Raw genomic sequence first — 21406 nt, forward strand, 5'->3', positions numbered from 1 at the left:
TCAGGATAACAAAGCAAATTAGTTTAAACCTAAGCGGGTGTGTTATAATTTCCGACCTTTGAATCCGGGATACAGTAGAGGGATAGCGGTTAGATGAGCGACCTTGCGAGAGAAATTACACCGGTTAACATCGAGGAAGAGCTGAAGAGCTCCTATCTGGATTATGCGATGTCGGTCATTGTTGGCCGTGCGCTGCCGGATGTCCGCGATGGACTTAAGCCGGTACACCGTCGCGTACTATACGCCATGAACGTATTGGGCAATGACTGGAATAAAGCGTACAAAAAATCTGCCCGTGTCGTTGGTGACGTAATCGGTAAATACCATCCTCATGGTGACTCCGCGGTGTACGGCACCATCGTCCGTATGGCGCAGCCGTTCTCGCTGCGTTACATGCTGGTTGATGGTCAGGGTAACTTCGGTTCTATCGACGGCGACTCCGCTGCGGCAATGCGTTATACGGAAATCCGCCTGGCGAAGATTGCCCATGAGCTGATGGCCGATCTGGAAAAAGAGACGGTAGATTTTGTCGACAACTATGACGGCACGGAAAAAATTCCTGACGTTATGCCGACGAAGATCCCTAACCTGCTGGTAAACGGTTCGTCCGGTATCGCCGTAGGTATGGCGACCAACATTCCACCGCACAACATCACCGAAGTGATTAACGGCTGCCTGGCCTATATCGACGATGAAGAGATCAGCATTGAAGGGCTGATGGAACACATCCCGGGCCCGGACTTCCCGACCGCAGCGATTATTAATGGCCGTCGCGGTATCGAAGAAGCGTACCGTACCGGTCGCGGCAAGATCTATATTCGTGCCCGCGCCGAAGTGGAAGCGGATGCCAAATCTGGCCGTGAGACCATTATCGTCCACGAAATTCCGTATCAGGTGAACAAAGCGCGCCTGATCGAGAAGATTGCCGAGCTGGTTAAAGAGAAACGTATTGAAGGTATCAGCGCGCTGCGTGATGAGTCTGACAAAGACGGCATGCGTATCGTGATTGAAATCAAACGCGACGCGGTAGGGGAAGTGGTGCTTAACAACCTCTACTCCCTGACGCAGCTTCAGGTCTCCTTTGGCATCAACATGGTTGCGCTGCACCATGGTCAGCCGAAGATCATGAACCTGAAAGATATTCTGAGCGCGTTCGTGCGTCACCGCCGCGAAGTGGTGACCCGCCGGACTATTTTCGAACTGCGTAAAGCCCGCGATCGTGCGCACATCCTTGAAGCGCTGGCGGTTGCGCTGGCGAACATCGACCCGATCATCGAGCTGATCCGTCGTGCGCCAACCCCTGCCGAAGCGAAAGCGGGCCTGATCGCGCAGCCGTGGGATCTGGGCAACGTCTCTGCGATGCTGGAACGTGCCGGTGACGATGCCGCGCGTCCTGAGTGGCTGGAGCCGCAGTACGGTATTCGCGAGGGCAAATACTGGCTGACCGAACAGCAGGCCCAGGCGATTCTGGATCTGCGTCTGCAGAAACTGACCGGCCTTGAGCATGAAAAACTGCTCGACGAGTACAAAGAGCTGCTGGAGCAGATCGCTGAGCTGCTGCACATTCTGGGCAGCGCCGATCGTCTGATGGAAGTCATCCGCGAGGAGCTGGAGCTGGTCCGGGATCAGTTCGGTGACGAGCGTCGCACGGAAATCACCGCCAACTCCGCGGATATCAACATCGAAGACCTGATCAACCAGGAAGACGTTGTTGTTACCCTGTCTCACCAGGGCTACGTGAAGTACCAGCCGTTAACCGACTATGAAGCACAGCGCCGTGGCGGCAAAGGCAAGTCAGCGGCACGTATTAAAGAAGAAGACTTTATCGACCGCCTGCTGGTGGCCAACACCCACGACACCATCCTCTGCTTCTCCAGCCGGGGCCGTCTGTACTGGATGAAGGTTTATCAGCTGCCAGAAGCGAGCCGTGGCGCCCGTGGACGTCCAATCGTCAACCTGTTGCCGCTGGAACAAAACGAACGTATTACGGCGATCCTGCCGGTTCGCGAATACGCTGAAGGGGTGAACGTCTTTATGGCGACCGCCAGCGGCACGGTGAAGAAAACCGCTCTGACCGAGTTCAGCCGCCCACGTTCTGCCGGCATTATCGCCGTCAACCTGAACGAAGGCGATGAACTGATTGGCGTGGATCTGACCTCCGGCTCCGATGAAGTGATGCTCTTCTCTGCCGCCGGTAAAGTGGTGCGCTTCAAAGAGAACGCGGTGCGCGCCATGGGCCGTACGGCGACCGGTGTCCGCGGGATCAAACTGGCGGGCGAAGACAGCGTGGTCTCCCTGATTGTTCCACGTGGCGAAGGCGCAATCCTCACCGTCACCCAGAATGGTTACGGTAAGCGTACTGCCCAGGACGAATATCCAACCAAGTCCCGTGGCACCCAGGGCGTTATCTCGATCAAAGTCACCGAGCGCAACGGTTCCGTTGTTGGCGCGGTACAGGTCGATGATGCCGACCAGATCATGATGATCACCGATGCCGGTACGCTGGTGCGTACCCGCGTGTCGGAAATCAGCGTGGTGGGCCGTAACACCCAGGGCGTGATCCTCATCCGTACCGCGGAAGATGAAAACGTGGTGGGTCTGCAGCGTGTTGCTGAGCCAGTGGATGACGAAGAGCTCGACTCTATCGACGGTAGCGTGGCAGAAGGTGACGATGAAATCGCGCCGGAAGCGGAAATCGACGATGATGCGGCAGATGATGCCGAAGAGTAATCTCTTCTGATGACAAAGGGCCGGTTTCCGGCCCTTTTCTTTTGTCGCGGCGCTGAATTGCAGACAACCGAACGTTGCGACGGCGGCGATTTACCGCTACCTTAACCCATTCCTTGTGAACCTGACGGCGGAGCCTCGCCCCCTTGAAATACCTCGTCTCCTTTCGAACCACGCTGAAAGTTTCTCGCTATCTTTTTCGGGCGCTGGCGCTCCTGATTTGGGTGCTTATCGCGCTATTTTCGGTGTTTTACATCGTCAATGCGCTGCACCAGAAGGAGGCGGAGATCCGTCAGGAGTTTAGCCTCAGCTTCGATCAGTCCCAGCGCTATATTCAGCGCACCGCGGACGTCATGAAGGAGCTCAAATATATCGCCGAAAACCGTCTGACGGCGGAAAATGGTGTGCTGGCTATCCGCGGGCGCGACAGTAAGGCAGATGTCCCCAACTTTGAACCGCTTTTCCCCGACTCTGACTGCTCGGCGATGGGCTCAGCGTGGCGGGGATCGCTGGAGTCGCTGGCCTGGTTTATGCGCTACTGGCGCGATAACTTCTCGGCAGCCTATGACCTGAACCGCGTCTTCCTGATTGGCAGCGAAAATCTCTGTATGGCCGATTTTGGCCTGCGCGATGTGCCGGTGGACCGCGACAGCGCGCTGAAAAGCCTGCACGAGCGGATCATCAAATACCGTAACGCGCCTCAGGATGAGCGCGGTAATAATCTGTTCTGGATAAGCCAGGGTCCGCGTTCAGGAGTAGGGTACTTCTATGCCCTAACGCCGGTCTATCTGGGCAACCGTCTGCAGGCGATGCTCGGTATTGAGCAGACTATCCGCATGGAGAACTTTTTCACCCCGGGTAATCTGCCGATGGGCGTGACCATTCTCGATGAAAACGGTCACTCTCTCATTTCACTGGCCGGGCCGGAATCGCGGCTGAAGGTTGATCCTCGCTGGATGCAGGAGCGCTCATGGTTTGGCTACAGCGCCGGTTTTCGTGACCTGGTGTTGAAAAAAAGCCTGCCGCCTTCGTCGCTGAGCATTGTTTACTCCGTACCAGTGGATATGGTGCTGGAGCGTATTCGGATACTGATCCTCAACTCGGTACTGCTAAACGTGCTGGTGGGGATTGCGCTGTTTACCCTCGCGCGGATGTACGAGCGTAAAATCTTTATTCCGGCGGAGAACGATGCCCAGCGTCTTGAAGAGCATGAGCAGTTTAACCGCAAGATTGTTGCCTCTGCGCCAGTGGGGATCTGTATTTTACGCACCCTTGACGGGACCAACATCCTCAGTAACGAGCTGGCGCATAACTATCTCAATATGCTCACCCATGAGGACCGACAGCGGCTGACGCAGATTATCTGTGGGCAGCAGGTCAACTTCGTCGATGTCCTGACCAGTAACAATACCAACCTGCAGATAAGCTTTGTCCATTCGCGCTATCGCAATGAGAACGTGGCGATCTGCGTGCTGGTGGATGTCTCCGCCCGCGTCAAAATGGAAGAGTCTTTGCAGGACATGGCCCAGTCCGCCGAACAGGCCAGCCAGTCGAAATCGATGTTCCTTGCCACCGTCAGTCACGAACTGCGTACTCCGCTCTACGGGATTATCGGTAACCTCGATCTACTGCAGACCAAAGAGCTGCCGCGCGGCGTTGACCGTCTGGTGACGGCGATGAACAACTCCTCCAGCCTGCTGCTGAAAATCATCAGCGACATTCTCGACTTCTCTAAAATTGAGTCCGAGCAGCTGAAAATTGAACCGCGCGAATTCTCGCCGCGCGAGGTGATGAACCATATCAGCGCCAACTACCTGCCGCTGGTGGTGCGTAAGCAGCTGGGGCTGTACTGCTTTATTGAGCCGGACGTGCCGCTAACGCTGCAGGGCGATCCGATGCGCCTGCAGCAGGTGATCTCCAACCTGCTCAGCAACGCCATTAAGTTCACTGACATGGGTTGCATTGTAATGCATGTCGCCAAAGCGGGGGACTACCTGAGCATTCGCGTGCGCGACACCGGGGTGGGAATTCCGGCCAAAGAGGTGGTCAAATTGTTCGACCCGTTCTTCCAGGTGGGGACGGGGGTTCAGCGTAACTTCCAGGGCACCGGGCTGGGGCTGGCGATCTGTGAAAAACTGATCAGCATGATGGACGGCGATATCTCGGTGGATACCGAACCGGGCATGGGCAGTCAGTTTACTATCCGTATTCCACTTTATGCGGCGCAGTCACCGGCTAACATGCTGATTGAGGGATTAAGTGATAAACGCTGCTGGCTGGCGGTCAATAATGCCTCGCTGTATGCCTACCTGGAATCCCTGCTGACCTCATACGGCATCCGGGTGGCGCGCTACGCCGGACAAACCCCGGACGCGGAAGATATGCTTCTCACCGACGATGAGCTGACGAAACCGTGGCAGGGTAAAGCGGCGGTGATCTTCTGCCGGCGCCATATCGGTATCGCCCTGGAGCGTGCGCACGGCGAGTGGGTGAACAGCGTGGCCTCGCCGCACGAGCTGATTACGCTGCTGGCGCGTATCTATCGTGTGGAAATGGACAGCGCAGACGGGACAACGTCGCTGCCGTCGCCGGAATCCGAGCAGTCGTTGAATGAGGACATGATGATCCTGGTGGTGGACGACCATCCGATTAACCGTCGCCTGCTGGCCGATCAGCTCGGCTCGCTGGGCTATCAGTGCAAAACGGCGAATGACGGCGTGGATGCCCTCAATGTGCTGAGCAAAAACCGTATCGACATTGTCCTGAGTGATGTGAACATGCCGAATATGGATGGCTATCGCCTGACTCAGCGCATCCGTCAGCTCGGTCTGACGCTGCCGGTGGTGGGTGTCACCGCTAACGCGCTGGCAGAGGAGAAGCAGCGTTGTCTGGAATCGGGGATGGATAGCTGTCTTTCCAAGCCGGTGACGCTGGATGTCCTGAAACAGACGCTGTCGGTATATGCGGAGCGGGTGAGAAGAGCGCGGGGATAAAAAAAAGCCCAGAAATGGGCTTTTTTATTATTGCCGGGTGGCGCTGACGCTTACCCGGCCTACGCTACCTGTAGGCCCGTGCAAGCGAAGCGCCGCCGGGCATGTAGCTCATTACTCTTTATCCGCAGGACTCAGGGTCACGGAGGAGAGGTAGTTCAGCAGGGCGATGTCGTTCTCCACGCCCAGCTTCATCATCGCCGATTTTTTCTGGCTACTGATGGTCTTGATGCTGCGGTTCAGCTTCTTGGCAATTTCGGTCACCAGGAAACCTTCGGCAAACAGACGCAGGACTTCGCTCTCTTTTGGCGACAGGCGTTTGTCGCCGTAACCGCCAGCGCTGATTTTTTCCAGCAGGCGAGAGACGCTTTCCGGCGTGAATTTTTTCCCTTTCTGCAGCGCGGCCAGCGCTTTCGGCAGATCGGTCGGCGCGCCCTGTTTCAGGACGATGCCTTCGATATCGAGATCCAGAACCGCGCTTAAAATCGCTGGGTTATTGTTCATGGTCAGCACGATGATCGAAATGCTTGGGAAATGACGCTTGATGTATTTGATCAGCGTAATCCCGTCACCGTACTTATCTCCAGGCATGGAAAGGTCGGTGATGAGCACGTGCGCATCAAGCTTTGGCAGGTTATTAATCAGTGCTGTGGAATCTTCAAATTCACCGACTACATTCACCCACTCGATCTGTTCAAGTGATTTGCGAATACCGAACAGTACAATCGGATGGTCATCGGCAATAATTACGTTCATATTGTTCATGTATAGGGCTACCTTGCTACAGCAAGCTTTTGACGTAGGCGTCAATGTCGCTGATGTATTTTTCTATGCTGGCGGCATCTTTCTCACGAATAAGATGTTCCAGCGTTTCACATAATTGCTTGCCTGGAACCAGATTAAGCATGGCAAACACCCCTTTGAGCCGGTGTGCTGTCTGAGCCAGCGCCGCGAAGTCGTTCACGGCCGATTCAGTATACAACCTCTTAACATCATCTGGAACTGTGTCTACAAAGAGCGAATAATATCCGCTGGCATGAAGTTCAGCATTTTCATTGCCACCCAGTGGGGATTCCGGGATCGTTTCCTGCGCCAGTTGCTCTTCTATTAGTTGTAGTACAGCTTCCTGCATAGCATTGCTCATATTAAAGTTGACGCGCACCTGGCCGGGGCCAATTTTCCGCACGCCTGGCTCATCATCGCTTAAAAGCAAGCCCGAGGCAGTAAGATTAGACGGATTATCTGTTAAAAAGAGATCATATTCTTGACTTGCCAGCCGTTCGTCAGGGGATATACAGGTTGCACCCCAGTTTTCCAGCTGACGAACCACAATATTGCGGATCTCGTTTGAGGTTACATCCACCATTATTACCACATCATCCAGCAGGCGTTCATCCTCCTCCGCGTCCTGCGGGCTTGCCGCCATTTTGACGTGAAGCGAGTAGCGGGTGCCCAGCGACTCACGCGCTTTGATATTCAGATGGCCGCCAAGCTTACGCGCCAGCTGATCGCAGAGCCAGAAGGTGAGGGCATTGGCTTTGCCATAGTTGTCGCCCTGGGTCTCGTTGAGGAACGGGAAGTGCAGATTATCAATTTCGCTGGCGGTAACCCCTTCGCCGGTATCCAGAATGCGGAAGGTGAGACGGTCTTCAGCCGATTCATCGCTGCTCACTTCAAGGGTAATTTTGCCGATCTGGGTGGTGGTGACTGCGTACTGGATCAGCATCAATAGAATGCGGCGCAGGGCGTCGCGGTCGCCATGACGCTCATCGTTCGCGCGCAGCGGGTTGTTAATCAGCAGCTGCAGCCCTTTACGCTTGATGACCGGCAGCACTTCCGGCACTACTTCATCAATCAGATCCTGAATGGAAAACAGCGAGGCCGTGCTCTTCCAGGTGTCATTTTCCAGCATGTTGGCAAGCTGGATCTCATCCACCAGCCGTACCAGCGTATCGGCATGAGCGGAAAGCTGCATGCTCTCCGGGGTGGATAAATGGGCGGCTTCGCTGGCAAGCGCCTTCAGCGGCAGCTTGAACGCTTCGCCGATATTTTGCATAAACGCCGCGCGGCCCTGCTGGTTTTTCTCATACAGCCTTTGCGCCTGCTTGAGCTTTTTATTGACCAGCACCTCGCGATCCTGATCGCGAATAATGAAAATCTGCGTGCGCGATGCCACCTGGCTGCGGAACTGGCGGATCTCGTACAGCTCATTATTAATCGTGGCCTGAATCACCCCCTGGTGCTGATCCGCCATGCTGGTGATGTTTTGCAGATTCAGGTGGGGCAGCAGATGGTCGGCAATTTTGTTGCTGATCACCGTACGGTTAGCCTCCTGGTCGTGGACCAGCAGGCCGAGCGGCAGCACAGAGACAATCTCTTCATTGAGGGCGCGCAGGACACGCAGCTCGTTGTTGGTACCGGCTGCCACAGGAACATCGCTCTGGCGACCTGGCTGCGAACGGAAGGTACTGTAACCGAACAGCGCCAGCGCCAGCAGACCAATATTAAGCAGCAGGGGCAACAGGATGTTTTGCAGCGTATCCAGCAGCAGCGTACCGAAAGGCACCTGCCAGACCAGACGCATGCCGGTGGTGTTCAGGGTGGAAGCAATTTCGATTTTCGAACCATTAAAGGTGATAGAGACGCTGTCAGGGCTCTCTTTATCCGTCGGCGCGCGCAGGTTTTGCGCTCCGTTGTCCTGCTCCAGGCGGAAGCTTTCCAGCGGCATATCCGGCGGGATCAGATCGTTGATGGGCAGATCGAAGGCCACCACCGTGGCCAGGTGGCCTGGCTGATTGAATGTTGTACGCAGGGTGAAGTAGTGGCCATTTTGCCAGGCCAGTCGGCGCAGGGAGGAGAAACTTTCGCGCTCATCCAGGGCGTTAGCCTGCTGCAGCATCTCCGCGCGACGGGAATCGACAATATTACCCACCGTAGACTCTTTGAACCCGGAGGAGAGATCTTTGAGTGGCAGGGTGGAGATCAGGATCATGCTGTTGTCCTGACCGTTGAGATAGTACATCGACCAGGGAACGGTCTCCGCGCCCCACAGCGTATCCAGATAGGTCGACATGCGCTGGGTCATCTCCAGCGTAGCGCTGTCGTGGGAACCAAAAATCAGGGCTTCGGTTTTGCGTCGCGTTTTCTCAAGATAGTAGACGTCCTGCTTCAGGCGCGTCTCCTGCAAACCTTCAGCAGAGGAGGTGGTAGGTGTTGCCGCGATATTGTCGTAAATCTGCCAGGTGGCGTAGCGCCAGGTATCGATGCGCTTATGCAGCGCGTGGCTGATATCGACAATCTGATAGCTGCGGTCTTTGAGCCAGGTGTTCACGGCGCTTTGCACCATTACGCCCATGGTCACTAACAGCACAACGATCAATAGAAGAAAGAAACGAGTAATGCTGCCCGGAAGCAGGGAGAACTTGTTCGCGGCTGTGGTTTCAGACTGACTCATTGATGTGTTTAACCCGTTATGGCTGCGCTTCAGGCGAGTAGGGCAGTATAAAGCGTAATAATCGAATTTCCAGCCTCACGCCACGGATGAGGCTGACTTTTTCACGTCGTTGCAGGACGAAAAAGGATTGTCTTAAATTTGTACGCCCAGGTAAAAATTGTACAAATAACTCACAAAAGTTGAAAAAAAATAGCACGAATAAACAAGAAATTAAATTCACCACGCAATTTATGAGCCTAAAAATAGCAAGCGAAGATTTAATTAATAGTCGTTATAGTTACAGGTGAGTAGCACAAATTATATAAAATTGCGTAAGGATGAGTAAAAAAAACCGAATGCATTGCATTCGGTTCAATTCTGGATAAACAGACATTCAAATTTGAATGACGGTAATAAATAAAGTTAATGATGATAGCGAGAGATATTTTAGTAGCCGCTGCGGTTTTTGTTTTGTCAATCAGTGCTATAATTTATTTTTGTATATGTCTTTGATTTGTATAATTAATTTTAGAAATTTGATTTTTAGTGCGCTATTTTTTAGCTAAATGTGCGAACAAAAAGTTCCCTGAAATTTACAATTTGAAACATCTATACGGTAATATGAAACATCTTAAAAGTTTTCGTATCATATTCTTATTGGATTATTCTGTATTTTTGAGGAGAATGAACTTGCCGACTGGTTAAGAGGGTTAATCAGTAAGCAGTGGTAATAAAAGACATATAACAGAGGGTTAAAATAATGAAAGTTAAAGTACTGTCCCTCCTGGTGCCAGCACTGCTGGTAGCAGGCGCAGCGAATGCGGCTGAAATTTATAACAAAGACGGCAACAAATTAGATCTCTACGGTAAAGTAGACGGTCTGCACTATTTCTCTGATGACGACGGCGCTGATGGCGATCAGACTTACATGCGTCTCGGCTTCAAAGGCGAAACTCAGGTTAACGATCAGATCACCGGCTACGGTCAGTGGGAATACCAGATTCAGGGCAACACCACCGAGAGCGACAACCAGTCCTGGACACGTGTGGCCTTCGCGGGTCTGAAGTTCGCTGAAGCAGGTTCTTTCGACTACGGTCGTAACTACGGCGTAATCTACGACGTCACCTCCTGGACCGACGTTCTGCCAGAATTCGGCGGCGACACCTACGGTTCCGACAACTTCCTGCAATCCCGTGCTAACGGCGTTGCAACCTACCGTAACCAGGACTTCTTCGGTCTGGTTGATGGCCTGAACTTTGCTCTGCAGTATCAGGGTAAAAACGGCAGCGTCAGCGGTGAAAACGACACCGGTCGTAGCCTGCTGAAACAGAACGGCGACGGCTTCGGCGGCTCCCTGACTTACGATCTGGGCGAAGGCTTCAGCGTAGGTGCGGCAGCAGCCTCTTCTAAACGCACCGCAGACCAGAACGCTGCAGGCGTTTACGGCGACGGCGACCGTGCTGAAGTGTACAGCGGCGGCCTGAAATATGACGCGAACAACCTGTACCTGGCAGCGCAGTACTCCCAGACCTACAACGCCACCCGTTTCGGCAACTCTCAGAACGGCAGCGACATTTACGGCTTCGCTAACAAAGCACAGAACTTCGAAGTGGTTGCACAGTACCAGTTCGACTTCGGTCTGCGTCCATCCGTGGCTTACCTGCAGTCTAAAGGTAAGGACATTGATAACTACGGCGACCAGGATCTGCTGAAATATGTTGATGTTGGCACGACTTACTACTTCAACAAAAACATGTCCACCTACGTGGATTACAAAATCAACCTGCTGGATAATAACTCCTTCACCCGTCAGGCTGGCATCAGCACCGATGACATCGTAGCACTGGGTCTGGTTTACCAGTTCTAAGTCTTACGTACTATTGCGAAAGGGGCCAAAGGGCCCCTTTTTTTTGTTTTACCATCAGGCCCTTACAAAGCCTGTTTTTTGGTGTACTCTTGCCGGTCTCAGGCTTGAGGATAATAACGAATGGAAATTACTTTTTTGCGTGTCGGCTTGCTGGCGACGCTGTTTATGCTGGCTGCGTGTGACGCACCTGCTCCCTCTGCAAAGAGCGAAACCGCCGCCGCGACGGTGCTGGAAGGGAAAACGATGGGTACCTTCTGGCGCGTCAGCGCCATCGATCTCTCCGCTGCCCGGGCTGAAGAGCTGCGCGGGAAGATCCAGGCTCAGCTGGACGGCGATGACCAGTTAATGTCCACTTATAAAAACGACTCCGCGCTGATGCGCTTTAACCAGTCGAAGAGTACCTCGCCCTGGCCGGTGAGCGAAGCGATGGCTGACATTGTCACCGAATCGCTGCGGGTGGGCTACAAAACGAACGGCGCGATGGACATTACCGTCGGCCCACTGGTTAACCTGTGGGGCTTTGGCCCGAATAAGCAGCCGGTGAAAACCCCCGATCAGGCGCAAATTGACGATGCCCGGGCGAAAACGGGGCTGCAGCATCTGTCCGTGATTAATCAGTCCGGCCAGCAGTATCTGCAAAAAGATATTCCCGATCTGTTTGTCGATCTCTCAACGGTGGGCGAAGGTTACGCCGCCGATCACCTGGCCCGGCTAATGGCCGAAGAGGGGATCTCGCGCTATCTGGTATCGGTAGGCGGGGCGCTGGTCAGCCGGGGCATGAACGCCAGCGATAAACCCTGGCGCGTGGCGATCCAGAAGCCGACCGATGAGCAAAACGCCGTGCAGGCCATTCTCGATATCAACGGCCACGGTATCAGTACCTCCGGCAGCTACCGCAACTATTATGAGCTGGACGGAAAACGCATTTCGCACGTAATCGATCCGCAGACCGGTCGTCCGATTACCCACAACCTGGTGTCGGTGACGGTGATCTCCCCGACGGCTCTGGAGGCCGATGCCTGGGATACCGGCCTGATGGTGCTGGGGACGGAAAAAGCCAAAGAGGTTGTACGTCAGCAAGGACTGGCTGTCTATATGATCACCCGCGAAGGGGAGGGCTTCAAAACCTGGATGTCCCCGCAGTTTGCCAGTTTCCTCGTTAACGGGAAGAATTAAAAAGCAAGGTTGCGGGTTTTTTGTCGGCTGGCGCTCAGGCAGGCTATGAGTATGCTTACAGAAGGAGCCGATCATGAAAAAGCCGAACCTGAATAATGATGATGAATGCTGGCTGGCGGTGCTGGCCCGCGATCGCCATGCCGATGGTCAGTTTGTGTTTGCTGTGCAGACCACCGGCATCTTCTGCCGCCCCTCCTGCCGGGCGCGCCACGCCCTACGTGAAAACGTTCGCTTTTACCCCGATGCCCGCCATGCGGCGCAGGCGGGGTTTCGTCCCTGCAAACGCTGCCGCCCGGATCAACAGGACCCGCAGGCGCAGCGCGTCGCCACCATCGAAAAAGCCTGCCGGTTGCTGGAGCAGGAGCAGCCTTTGACCCTTGAGCAGCTGGCGCAGCAGGTGGCGATGAGCCCGTATCATCTTCATCGTCTGTTCAAAACCGCCACCGGGATGACCCCGAAAGCCTGGCAGCAGGCGGCGCGGGCAAAACGGCTGCGCCATGCCCTTGCGCAGGGGGATAAAATTACTGACTCCGTGCTGGCGGCAGGTTTCCCCGACAGCAGCAGCTATTATCGCAACGCGGACGCCACGCTGGGGATGACCGCGAAGCAGTACCGCAGCGGCGGGGAAGAGACCACCGTGCGCTACGCCCTGAGCGACTGTACGCTGGGGCGCTGCCTGGTGGCGGAAAGCGCGCGGGGGATCTGCGCTATTTTACCCGGCGATGACGACAGCACGCTGGTTGCCGAGCTGGCGACCCTTTTTCCGCACGCCCGGCGGGAACAGGCAGATGCCGCCTTTGCCGCCCGCGTCGCCCGGGTGATCGCCAGCGTGGATAACCACGCCGTGGCGCTCGCCCTGCCGCTGGATATTCGCGGCACCGCCTTTCAGCGTCAGGTCTGGCAGGCCTTGCGCGCCATTCCCGGCGGCGAAACGGCAAGCTATCAACAGGTGGCAAACGCCATTGGACATCCTGGCGCGGTGCGGGCAGTGGCCCGGGCCTGTGCTGCCAACAAACTGGCGGTTATCATCCCTTGTCATCGTGTGGTGCGAAGCGATGGCGGGATCTCGGGCTACCGCTGGGGTACGGCCCGCAAAGCGGCGCTGCTGCGTCGGGAAGCGAAAAAAGAGGAGGTGTGATGCTCGATCTCTTTGCAGATGAACAACCCTGGCAGGAGCCGCTTGCGCCCGGTGCGGTGATCCTGCGCCGCTTTGCCCGGGCTGGAGCGCCTGCATTAATGCAGGCAATCGAACAGGTGGCTACCGTCTCGCCGTTCCGCCAGATGGTCACCCCCGGGGGCTACACCATGTCGGTGGCAATGACCAACTGTGGCGGGCTGGGCTGGACCACCAATCAGCGGGGCTATCTCTACTCCCCAAAAGACCCGCTTACCGACGCCCTCTGGCCACCGATGCCGGAGGCGTTTGCCACCCTGTGCCACGATGCTGCCTGCGCGGCGGGCTACCCTGAGTTCCAGCCGGACGCTTGTCTTATCAACCGTTACGCGATTGGGGCTAAGCTCTCACTGCATCAGGATAAAGATGAAGCGGACCTGCGGGCGCCGATTGTCTCGGTCTCCCTCGGCCTGCCGGCGGTATTCCAGTTCGGCGGTTTACGCCGTAACGATCCGCTGAAACGCCTGCTGCTGGAGCATGGCGACGTAGTGGTCTGGGGCGGGCCATCCCGCCTGTTTTACCATGGCATTCAGCCCCTTAAGCCTGGTACGCATCCTCTTACCGGCGATTATCGCTACAACCTGACCTTCCGTCAGGCGGCGTACAGCGAATAAAAATAAGAATTATTCTTGATGTAAACGGCGAGCAGTTTACACTGCTGGCTGTTTTTTCTTGTCTGGATTGCTCTGCATGGAACTCCTGTTACTGGTCTGGCGCCAATATCGCTGGCCGTTTATCGCGGTGATGGCATTAAGCCTGCTCAGCGCCGCGCTGGGTATTGGGCTGATCGCCTTTATCAACCTGCGTTTGATTGAAACTGTTGATACCACCCTGATGGTGCTGCCGGAATTTCTCGGTCTGCTGGTCCTGCTGATGGCCGTCACGCTCGGCTCGCAGCTGGCGCTCACGACGCTCGGTCACCACTTTGTCTACCGCCTGCGCAGCGAGTTCATCAAGCGTATTCTGGATACTCAGGTTGAACGCGTCGAGCAGCTGGGCAGCGCCTCGCTGCTGGCCGGGCTGACCAGCGATGTGCGCTCAATCACCATCGCCTTTGTGCGTCTGCCGGAGCTGGTACAGGGGATCATCCTGACCGTTGGATCGGCGGCCTATCTGGCCTGGCTCTCCACCAAAATGTTGGCGATCACCGCCCTGTGGATTGCGATCACCATCTGGGGCGGCTACCTGCTGGTGTCGCGGGTCTACAAACACATGGCGGTGCTGCGCGAAACCGAAGATAAGCTCTATAACGACTATCAGACGGTGCTGGAAGGGCGCAAAGAGCTGACCCTGAACCGTGAGCGTGCCGAGCATATCTTCAACAACCTCTATATTCCGGATGCCCGCGAGTATCGCCACCACATCGTGCGGGCCGATACCTTCCACCTGAGCGCGGTCAACTGGTCGAATATCATGATGCTGGGGGCGATTGGCCTGGTCTTCTGGATGGCGAACAGCCTCGGCTGGGCGGATACTAACGTCGCCGCCACCTACTCGCTGACCCTGCTGTTCCTGCGCACGCCGCTGCTCTCTGCCGTCGGGGCGCTGCCGACCCTGCTCAGCGCCCAGGTTGCCTTTAACAAGCTGCGTAAGTTTGCCCTCGCGCCGTACAAACCTGAATTCCCGCGTCCTGAGGCCTTCCCGAACTGGCAGACGCTGGAGCTGCGTAACGTCACCTTCCAGTACCAGGACAATGCATTTTCCGTCGGGCCGGTGAATTTAACCCTTAACCGCGGCGAGCTCCTGTTCCTGATTGGCGGTAACGGCAGCGGCAAATCGACGCTGGCGATGCTGCTGACCGGCCTGTATCAGCCCCAGTCGGGTGAGATCCTGCTGGACGGTAAACCGCTGAGCGCTGAAAAACCGGAGGATTACCGCAAGCTCTTCTCGGCGGTGTTTACCGACGTCTGGCTGTTCGATCAGCTGCTGGGCCCGGAAGGCAAGCAGGCCGATCCGGCGCTGGTGGAGAAGTGGCTGGCGCATCTGCAAATGTCCCACAAGCTGGAGCTGCAGGATGGCAAAATCCTCAACCTCAAGCTGTCAAAAGGGCAGAAGAAGCGCGTGGCGCTGCTGCTGGCGCTGGCGGAAGAGCGCGACATCATTCTGCTGGATGAGTGGGCCGCGGATCAGGACCCGCACTTCCGCCGCGAGTTCTACCAGGTGCTGCTGCCGCTGATGCAGCAGATGGGCAAAACCATCTTTGCCATCAGCCATGACGATCACTACTTTATTCATGCCGATCGCCTGCTGGAGATGCGCAGCGGCCAGCTGACGGAACTGACCGGCGCCGAGCGTGATGCCGCGTCGCGTGATGCGGTGGCCCGTACCGCCTGAGCGTAACTGTGCCGGGTGGCGGCTTCGCCTCACCCGGCCTGCGATCTTGTTTTTCCCGCCTGCTGCTTTTTTGACCTCTCCTCTCATCCGTTTATTAAAATTTACACAACCCCACGCTATGCTTAATGCCAACTTATTTAATGGATTGATATTTGATGTCTGTATTAAGCAAAAACAGCGCACGGCTGCGCGATGAAGAGCGTGCGCGCCTGATCTGGCTGATGACCACCGACAAAGCGCTCACCTCCACCCTGCTGGGTAAACTGACCCTGGCTGAGCAATATGATGTCGGGACGTTAGCCGACGATATTGCTGAGGTAGGGGCGCTGGTAGCCCATTTACCGCCGCCGGATCTCGCTGACACCCTCGAAGCGCTGCCCTCGGAAGAGCGCCACGCTTTGTGGCGACTGGTAGAGGATCACGAGCGCGGTCAGGTATTGCTCGAAGCCTCCGAAAACGTCTGGGACGATCTGATCGACGAGATGAGCGACCAGGCCATTCTCGACGCGGTACGCACCCTGGATATCGACGATCAGCTCTACATGGTCCAGCACCTGCCGCGCAACCTGACCGGACAGTTGCTGGCGTCGCTGCCGCCTCAGGACCGTGCCCGGGTCCAACAGGTGATGCACTATGAGCAGGACCGCGTCGGCGCGATCCTGGAGTTCAGCGTCATTACGGTGCGCCCTGACGTAACCCTGGGCGCGGTCCAGCGCTACCTGCGACGTCTGGGCAAAATGCCAAAGAACACCGATAAGCTGTTTGTGACCTCCCGGGATAAAACCCTGCTCGGCGAGCTTGATCTACAGACCATTCTGCTTAACAGCACCCAGACCCTCGTCAGCGAGGTGATGGAAACGCAGCCGATGCTCTTTTCCCCGGAAGATGACGCCGAAAAAGCCGCCCGCACCTTTGAACGTGACAACCTGCTCAGCGCGGGCGTAGTAGACCCGGAGGGCAAGCTGTTGGGGCGCCTGACCATCGATGAGATCGTCGACGTGGTCTACAAAGAGACCGACAACGATATGCGCGCCCTCGGCGGGTTAAGTGCCGAAGAGGATGTCTATGCCCCGGTGAGCAAGGCGGTGAAAACCCGCTGGGCATGGCTGGCGATCAACCTCTGCACCGCCTTCATCGCCTCACGTGTCATTGACGGATTTGAACACACCATCTCCCAGCTGGTGGCGCTGGCCTCGCTGATGCCTATCGTAGCGGGCATTGGCGGTAATACCGGTAATCAGACCATCACCATGATCGTGCGCGCCCTGGCGCTTCAGCATATTCAGCCGGGCAACTTTACCTTCCTGATCATGCGTGAGCTCGGCGTGGCGCTGATTAATGGCCTGGTGTGGGGCGGCATCATGGGGGGCGTGACCTGGTGGCTGTACGGCGATATGGCGCTGGGTGGGGTAATGACTCTGGCGATGGTGCTGAACCTGCTGGTGGCGGCGACGATGGGCGTCCTCATCCCGATGATCATGACCCGCCTCGGGCGCGACCCCGCAGTGGGGTCGAGCGTGATGATCACCGCCATTACCGATACTGGCGGCTTCTTTATTTTTCTTGGGCTGGCGACGCTGTTTCTGCTGTAACGGCGTGTTTGCGTCGCAGGCGGGCAGGGAGGATCGCCATCATGATAATCCCGCCTACCACACCAATTGCCAGGTTGCCGGTTGAAACGGTGGCCCCGACGGTCACCAGCATCACCAGCGTTTCCGCAACCGGCGCGCCTTTCACCGTGGCAGGGCGAATGCTCTGCCAGTTGAAGGTTTTAATGGCGACAATCGCCATGATCCCCGCCAGCACCGCCATCGGAATTTTCGCCATCACTTCGCTCAGGGCAGTGACCAGCACCAGCAGTACCAGCCCGGCGGCAAAGGTGGAGACGCGGCTGCGGCCTTTGCCCATTTCGACGTTAACAATGGTCTGACCGATCATCGCGCAACCGGCGATCCCGCCAAAGAAGCCCGCCATAATATTGGCCACGCCCAGCCCCATGCTTTCGCGGCGCTTGCTGGACTGGGTCGCCGTCAGCTCATCCACCAGCTTCGCGGTCAGAAGCGACTCCATCAGACCGACAAAGGCGATACTCAGGGCGCAGGGCCAGATAATGCTCAGGGTTTGCAGATTCAGCGGCACCAGCATCTGGGTGATCCCCGGCAGTCCGCCGCCAATTGATCCTTCATCCCCCACGGTCGGCAGCAGCTGGCCGCTGGTGACGGTATAGAGTGTCAGCACCACGATGGCAATCAACGGGGAGGGCACGCTTTTAATGTAGCGGGGCGCCCAGAGCACAATCAGCAGGGTGAGCACAAACAGGCTGACGATCAGCGGGCTTCTGCTCCAGAAATGCGGCACCTGGGCAAAGAAAATTAAAATCCCCAAGGCGTTAACAAACCCGGTCATTACTGCCTGGGGAATAAAACGCATCAGACGCGCCATTCCCAGCGCGCCGAACAGGATCTGGATCACGCCGGCCAGCAGCACCGCCGGCAGTATGTATTGCGCGCCATGCTGATGGACCATCGGCCCGATCACCAGCGCCACGGAGCCCGCGGCTGCCGTCACCATCGCCGGGCGACCACCCATGACCGACAGCCCCAGGCAGAGGACCACCGAGGCAAACAGGCTCACCTTCGGATCAACCCCCGCGACGACGGAGAACGAGATCACTTCCGGAATCAACGCCAGGGCGGTGATAACACCGGCAAGGGTTTCACGCATAAACAGCGATGGAGAGCGCAGGATAGAGAGCGCAGAAGGAGAAGCGTGTACTGAAGACATAGTTTTTCGCAGGTCAGGAGAATGAGTGCAGCCCAGAGGCATCTGTGCGCGCGATCACAAAGCGCTGCATAGTAGCGGGAAATGGCGCACTTTTCCAGCACCGGATTAGCCATATCCCTACAAACGCAGCGACATTTATTATCATAATTACAATAATTATTTAACCTTTAAACAATATTTAATTATTGCTACCGTGGCGCCGCACTCGACTTCATCTGCATAAATAGCGAACAAACGCGTATTACGAAGGCATTAATTATGAAAAAAATGACTGCCCTGCTGCTGGCTGCGGCGGCAAGCCTTAGTGCTGTCTCCATGGCGGCGAAGGCTCAGGCATCGCAAGAGCAGGAAACGGACGTTCTGTTAATTGGTGGCGGGATCATGAGCGCCACGCTGGGAACCTATTTGCAGGAGCTTCAGCCGGACTGGTCCATGACCATGGTTGAACGCCTGGACGGCGTAGCGCAGGAGAGCTCTAACGGCTGGAACAACGCCGGGACTGGCCACTCCGCGTTAATGGAGCTGAACTACACCCCACAGAAGAAAGATGGCTCTATCAGCATTGAGAAAGCGGTGGAGATCAACGAAGCGTTTCAGATCTCCCGTCAGTTCTGGTCTCACCAGGTGAACAGCGGTGTGCTGCACGATCCACACAGTTTCATTAACACCGTCCCGCACATGAGCTTTGTCTGGGGGGACGACAACGTAAACTTCCTGCGCGGACGTTATGCTGCTCTGCAGCAAAGCTCGCTGTTCCGCGGCATGAAGTACTCCGAAGATCACGCCCAGATCAAAGAATGGGCGCCGCTGGTGATGGAAGGGCGCGACCCGAACCAGAAGGTGGCGGCCACTCGTACGGAAATCGGTACCGACGTTAACTACGGCGAAATCACCCGTCAGCTGGTGGGCTCTCTGCAGAAAAAAGAGAACTTCAACCTGTCGCTGAATACCGAAGTGCGCGGCTTTAAGCGTAACGCGGACAACTCCTGGAGCGTGACCGTCGCCGATCTGAAGCACAATGAAGAAGAGCACGTCATCAAGGCGAAGTTCGTCTTTATCGGTGCGGGCGGCGCAGCGCTGAAGCTGCTGCAGGAGACCGGTATTCCTGAAGCGGAAAATTACGCGGGCTTCCCGGTTGGCGGCCAGTTCCTGGTGTCGGAAAACCCGGACGTGGTGAATCGCCATCTGGCGAAGGTTTATGGCCAGGCGTCCGTGGGCGCACCGCCGATGTCGGTGCCGCATATCGACACACGTGTTCTCGACGGTAAGCGCGTGGTGCTGTTCGGGCCGTTCGCGACCTTCTCAACCAAATTCCTGAAGAACGGTTCGCTGTGGGATCTGCTCAGCTCCACCACCACTTCAAACGTGGGTCCGATGGTTGATGTCGGTCTGGATAACTTCGATCTGGTGAAATACCTGATTAGCCAGGTGATGCTCTCCGATGACGATCGTTTTGAAGCGCTGAAAGAGTACTATCCGGAAGCGAAGAAAGCGGACTGGCGTCTGTGGCAGGCGGGCCAGCGCGTGCAGATCATCAAGCGTGATGAAGAAAAAGGCGGCGTGCTGCGTCTGGGTACTGAAGTGGTCAGCGATAAAGAGGGCACTGTCGCCGCGCTGCTGGGAGCATCCCCGGGCGCCTCTACTGCGGCACCGATTATGCTGCACCTGATGGAAAAAGTGTTCAAAGACAAAGTCGCCAGCCCGGAGTGGCAGGCGAAGCTGAAGACCATTATTCCTTCATACGGTACGGCGCTGAACGGCAACGTTGAGGCCACCGAGCAGGAGCTGGAGTACACCAGCCGCGTGCTGCAGCTGAAGTATGAAAAACCGCAGGCACCGGATGCGGCACCTCAACCTGAGGCGCAGGCGACCTCCCAGCCGGAAAGCAAACCGGTCGCGGATATCGCGCTCTGATACAAAAAAAGCCGGGTTATCACACCCGGCTTTTTTATTAACGCGCGACGGCGTTTTCGATTTTCTCATCTGCCTGCCAGACGCGGTATTTCACCTCAACGTTGTCCGGCGTATAGATCACAATCGGCAGCTTGCTGTTGTAGCGCAGCAGGCTGTGTTCACCCAGATTCGCGGTCACAAATTTGGCGCTCTTTTTCCCATCCGGGCAGGCCATCATGGTGGAGACCGGGGAGGTGACTTTATCAAAGACGTAATAGTCGTAGCCCCAGCCTTCCAGCGTCTTGCTGGTTAACTGTCCGCCCAGGCGGTGAACGTTGCAATCCACTTCCAGCGTCTGCCCGATCAGCAGCTCAACTTTATAATTCGCTTCATCTTTCTGCGCGGGCAGGTCGATAACCTGGCGCTTCATCCCCTGTTCCGCCTGCGGGTAGGGGGCCGTTTTACTGAGCGGCTGGTCAGCAGGGGTGGCGTATGCGCTGGCGCAGGTCAGAGCCAGCAGAGTGATGAGACTTTTAGCGGCGTTTTTCACAGTGATTCCTTTTTATGTCAAACGGTGGTCATACACTACCATGAATGGTGTTTTTTACCTTAATTTTATTTTTAAATGGTTTATATAACTGGTAGGTGCCTTGTGATTTGGTTTTAAATTCTGCATTGGCCCCGGAGGGGCGATCGTGGTAGGGTGAGCTGCAATCATTGTTATCTATCTGTGAAGGAAACACGCATGGTACGTAATAAACTCAACACCCCGGCGGGGAAGAAATTTCTGCTGGCACTGCTGACGGTTTTTCTGATCGCGGTGATGGGGGTAGGCCGTGTGACTATCATTGGCGTGGTTGAGCAGTACAACATCCCGCTGACGGAGTGGACCACCAGCATGTATGTGCTGCAATCGGCGATGGTGCTGGTCTACAGCACGGTCTTTACCGTGCTGCTGGCTATCCCGCTGGGTATATTTTTCCTCGGCGGGAGCGATAAACACTGAGTCGCCAACGCGATTAATGCCT

The 21406-nt window shown here is 56.1% G+C and carries 14 protein-coding genes; 10 read left to right on the forward strand and 4 right to left on the reverse strand.

What is annotated here, in order from left to right:
• Positions 1 to 93 precede the first annotated feature (93 nt).
• Positions 94 to 2730: a DNA topoisomerase (ATP-hydrolyzing) subunit A gene (gene gyrA / locus C3406_RS21895; RefSeq protein WP_103829365.1), complete on the forward strand. Its 2637-nt coding sequence runs from the start codon at positions 94 to 96 to the stop codon at positions 2728 to 2730.
• Positions 2731 to 2873: 143 nt separating this feature from the next.
• Positions 2874 to 5720: a two-component system sensor histidine kinase RcsC gene (rcsC, locus tag C3406_RS21900; protein ID WP_103825114.1), complete on the forward strand. Its 2847-nt coding sequence runs from the start codon at positions 2874 to 2876 to the stop codon at positions 5718 to 5720.
• Positions 5721 to 5831: 111 nt separating this feature from the next.
• On the opposite strand, the gene rcsB is transcribed toward rcsC, so the two are convergent.
• Both rcsB and rcsD read right to left on the reverse strand, forming a co-directional pair.
• Positions 5832 to 6482, reverse strand: coding sequence for a response regulator transcription factor RcsB (rcsB, locus tag C3406_RS21905; protein ID WP_032612710.1), 651 nt, complete (start codon positions 6480 to 6482; stop codon positions 5832 to 5834).
• Between the two features lie 16 nt (positions 6483 to 6498).
• Complete coding sequence (rcsD, locus tag C3406_RS21910; protein WP_103825113.1) at positions 6499 to 9171, reverse strand: phosphotransferase RcsD; 2673 nt, start codon at positions 9169 to 9171, stop codon at positions 6499 to 6501.
• Between the two features lie 739 nt (positions 9172 to 9910).
• On the opposite strand from rcsD, the gene C3406_RS21915 reads away from it, so the two are divergent.
• The 6 genes from C3406_RS21915 (at position 9911) to mgtE (ending at position 17293) form a co-directional block, all read left to right on the forward strand.
• A complete protein-coding gene (locus C3406_RS21915; protein ID WP_103825112.1) occupies positions 9911 to 11017 on the forward strand; it encodes a porin OmpC in 1107 nt (368 codons plus the stop codon).
• Between the two features lie 120 nt (positions 11018 to 11137).
• On the forward strand, positions 11138 to 12193 hold the full coding sequence (gene apbE, locus C3406_RS21920) for an FAD:protein FMN transferase ApbE (protein ID WP_103825111.1): 1056 nt from the start codon (positions 11138 to 11140) through the stop codon (positions 12191 to 12193).
• Between the two features lie 73 nt (positions 12194 to 12266).
• Entirely contained in the window at positions 12267 to 13331 is a 1065-nt protein-coding gene (ada, locus tag C3406_RS21925; protein WP_103825110.1) for a bifunctional DNA-binding transcriptional regulator/O6-methylguanine-DNA methyltransferase Ada, read from the forward strand.
• Positions 13331 to 13981, forward strand: a complete 651-nt coding sequence (alkB, locus tag C3406_RS21930; protein ID WP_103825109.1) for a DNA oxidative demethylase AlkB — start codon at positions 13331 to 13333, stop codon at positions 13979 to 13981. Before ada ends, alkB begins: the two co-directional genes overlap by 1 nt.
• Positions 13982 to 14057: 76 nt before the next feature.
• Positions 14058 to 15701 carry a multidrug ABC transporter permease/ATP-binding protein gene (locus tag C3406_RS21935; protein WP_103825108.1) on the forward strand — a complete coding sequence of 548 codons (1644 nt, stop codon included), beginning with the start codon at positions 14058 to 14060 and terminating at the stop codon, positions 15699 to 15701.
• Positions 15702 to 15856: 155 nt separating this feature from the next.
• Positions 15857 to 17293 (forward strand): magnesium transporter, encoded by a 1437-nt coding sequence (gene mgtE, locus C3406_RS21940; RefSeq protein WP_103825107.1) that lies wholly within the window; start codon positions 15857 to 15859, stop codon positions 17291 to 17293.
• Here the strand turns inward: mgtE and C3406_RS21945 are convergent.
• Positions 17256 to 18485 carry a SulP family inorganic anion transporter gene (locus tag C3406_RS21945; protein ID WP_233210585.1) on the reverse strand — a complete coding sequence of 410 codons (1230 nt, stop codon included), beginning with the start codon at positions 18483 to 18485 and terminating at the stop codon, positions 17256 to 17258. The genes mgtE and C3406_RS21945 overlap by 38 nt on opposite strands.
• Positions 18486 to 18743: 258 nt before the next feature.
• Here C3406_RS21945 and mqo point away from each other — a divergent pair, with 258 nt between their 5' ends.
• Positions 18744 to 20399 carry a malate dehydrogenase (quinone) gene (gene mqo / locus C3406_RS21950; protein ID WP_103825105.1) on the forward strand — a complete coding sequence of 552 codons (1656 nt, stop codon included), beginning with the start codon at positions 18744 to 18746 and terminating at the stop codon, positions 20397 to 20399.
• A 37-nt stretch (positions 20400 to 20436) separates the two neighbouring features.
• Here mqo and eco read toward each other — a convergent pair whose 3' ends face one another.
• On the reverse strand, positions 20437 to 20904 hold the full coding sequence (gene eco, locus C3406_RS21955; protein ID WP_233210587.1) for a serine protease inhibitor ecotin: 468 nt from the start codon (positions 20902 to 20904) through the stop codon (positions 20437 to 20439).
• 219 nt (positions 20905 to 21123) lie between these two features.
• On the opposite strand from eco, the gene C3406_RS21960 reads away from it, so the two are divergent.
• Complete coding sequence (locus tag C3406_RS21960) at positions 21124 to 21384, forward strand: DUF2534 family protein (RefSeq protein WP_039031021.1); 261 nt, start codon at positions 21124 to 21126, stop codon at positions 21382 to 21384.
• Positions 21385 to 21406 lie beyond the last annotated feature (22 nt).

The sequence above is a fragment of the Leclercia sp. LSNIH8 genome, from assembly GCF_002920195.1.
Classification (GTDB): Bacteria; Pseudomonadota; Gammaproteobacteria; order Enterobacterales; family Enterobacteriaceae; genus Enterobacter.

What these genes read in the sequence shown, in the direction of transcription:
- gyrA (WP_103829365.1), top strand. Translation starts at nt 94, where the DNA reads ATGAGCGACCTTGCGAGAGAAATTACACCGGTTAACATCGAGGAAGAG.
- rcsB (WP_032612710.1), bottom strand. Translation starts at nt 6,482, where the DNA reads ATGAACAATATGAACGTAATTATTGCCGATGACCATCCGATTGTACTG.
- rcsD (WP_103825113.1), bottom strand. Translation starts at nt 9,171, where the DNA reads ATGAGTCAGTCTGAAACCACAGCCGCGAACAAGTTCTCCCTGCTTCCG.
- C3406_RS21915 (WP_103825112.1), top strand. Translation starts at nt 9,911, where the DNA reads ATGAAAGTTAAAGTACTGTCCCTCCTGGTGCCAGCACTGCTGGTAGCA.
- apbE (WP_103825111.1), top strand. Translation starts at nt 11,138, where the DNA reads ATGGAAATTACTTTTTTGCGTGTCGGCTTGCTGGCGACGCTGTTTATG.
- ada (WP_103825110.1), top strand. Translation starts at nt 12,267, where the DNA reads ATGAAAAAGCCGAACCTGAATAATGATGATGAATGCTGGCTGGCGGTG.
- alkB (WP_103825109.1), top strand. Translation starts at nt 13,331, where the DNA reads ATGCTCGATCTCTTTGCAGATGAACAACCCTGGCAGGAGCCGCTTGCG.
- C3406_RS21935 (WP_103825108.1), top strand. Translation starts at nt 14,058, where the DNA reads ATGGAACTCCTGTTACTGGTCTGGCGCCAATATCGCTGGCCGTTTATC.
- mgtE (WP_103825107.1), top strand. Translation starts at nt 15,857, where the DNA reads ATGTCTGTATTAAGCAAAAACAGCGCACGGCTGCGCGATGAAGAGCGT.
- C3406_RS21945 (WP_233210585.1), bottom strand. Translation starts at nt 18,485, where the DNA reads ATGTCTTCAGTACACGCTTCTCCTTCTGCGCTCTCTATCCTGCGCTCT.
- mqo (WP_103825105.1), top strand. Translation starts at nt 18,744, where the DNA reads ATGAAAAAAATGACTGCCCTGCTGCTGGCTGCGGCGGCAAGCCTTAGT.
- C3406_RS21960 (WP_039031021.1), top strand. Translation starts at nt 21,124, where the DNA reads ATGGTACGTAATAAACTCAACACCCCGGCGGGGAAGAAATTTCTGCTG.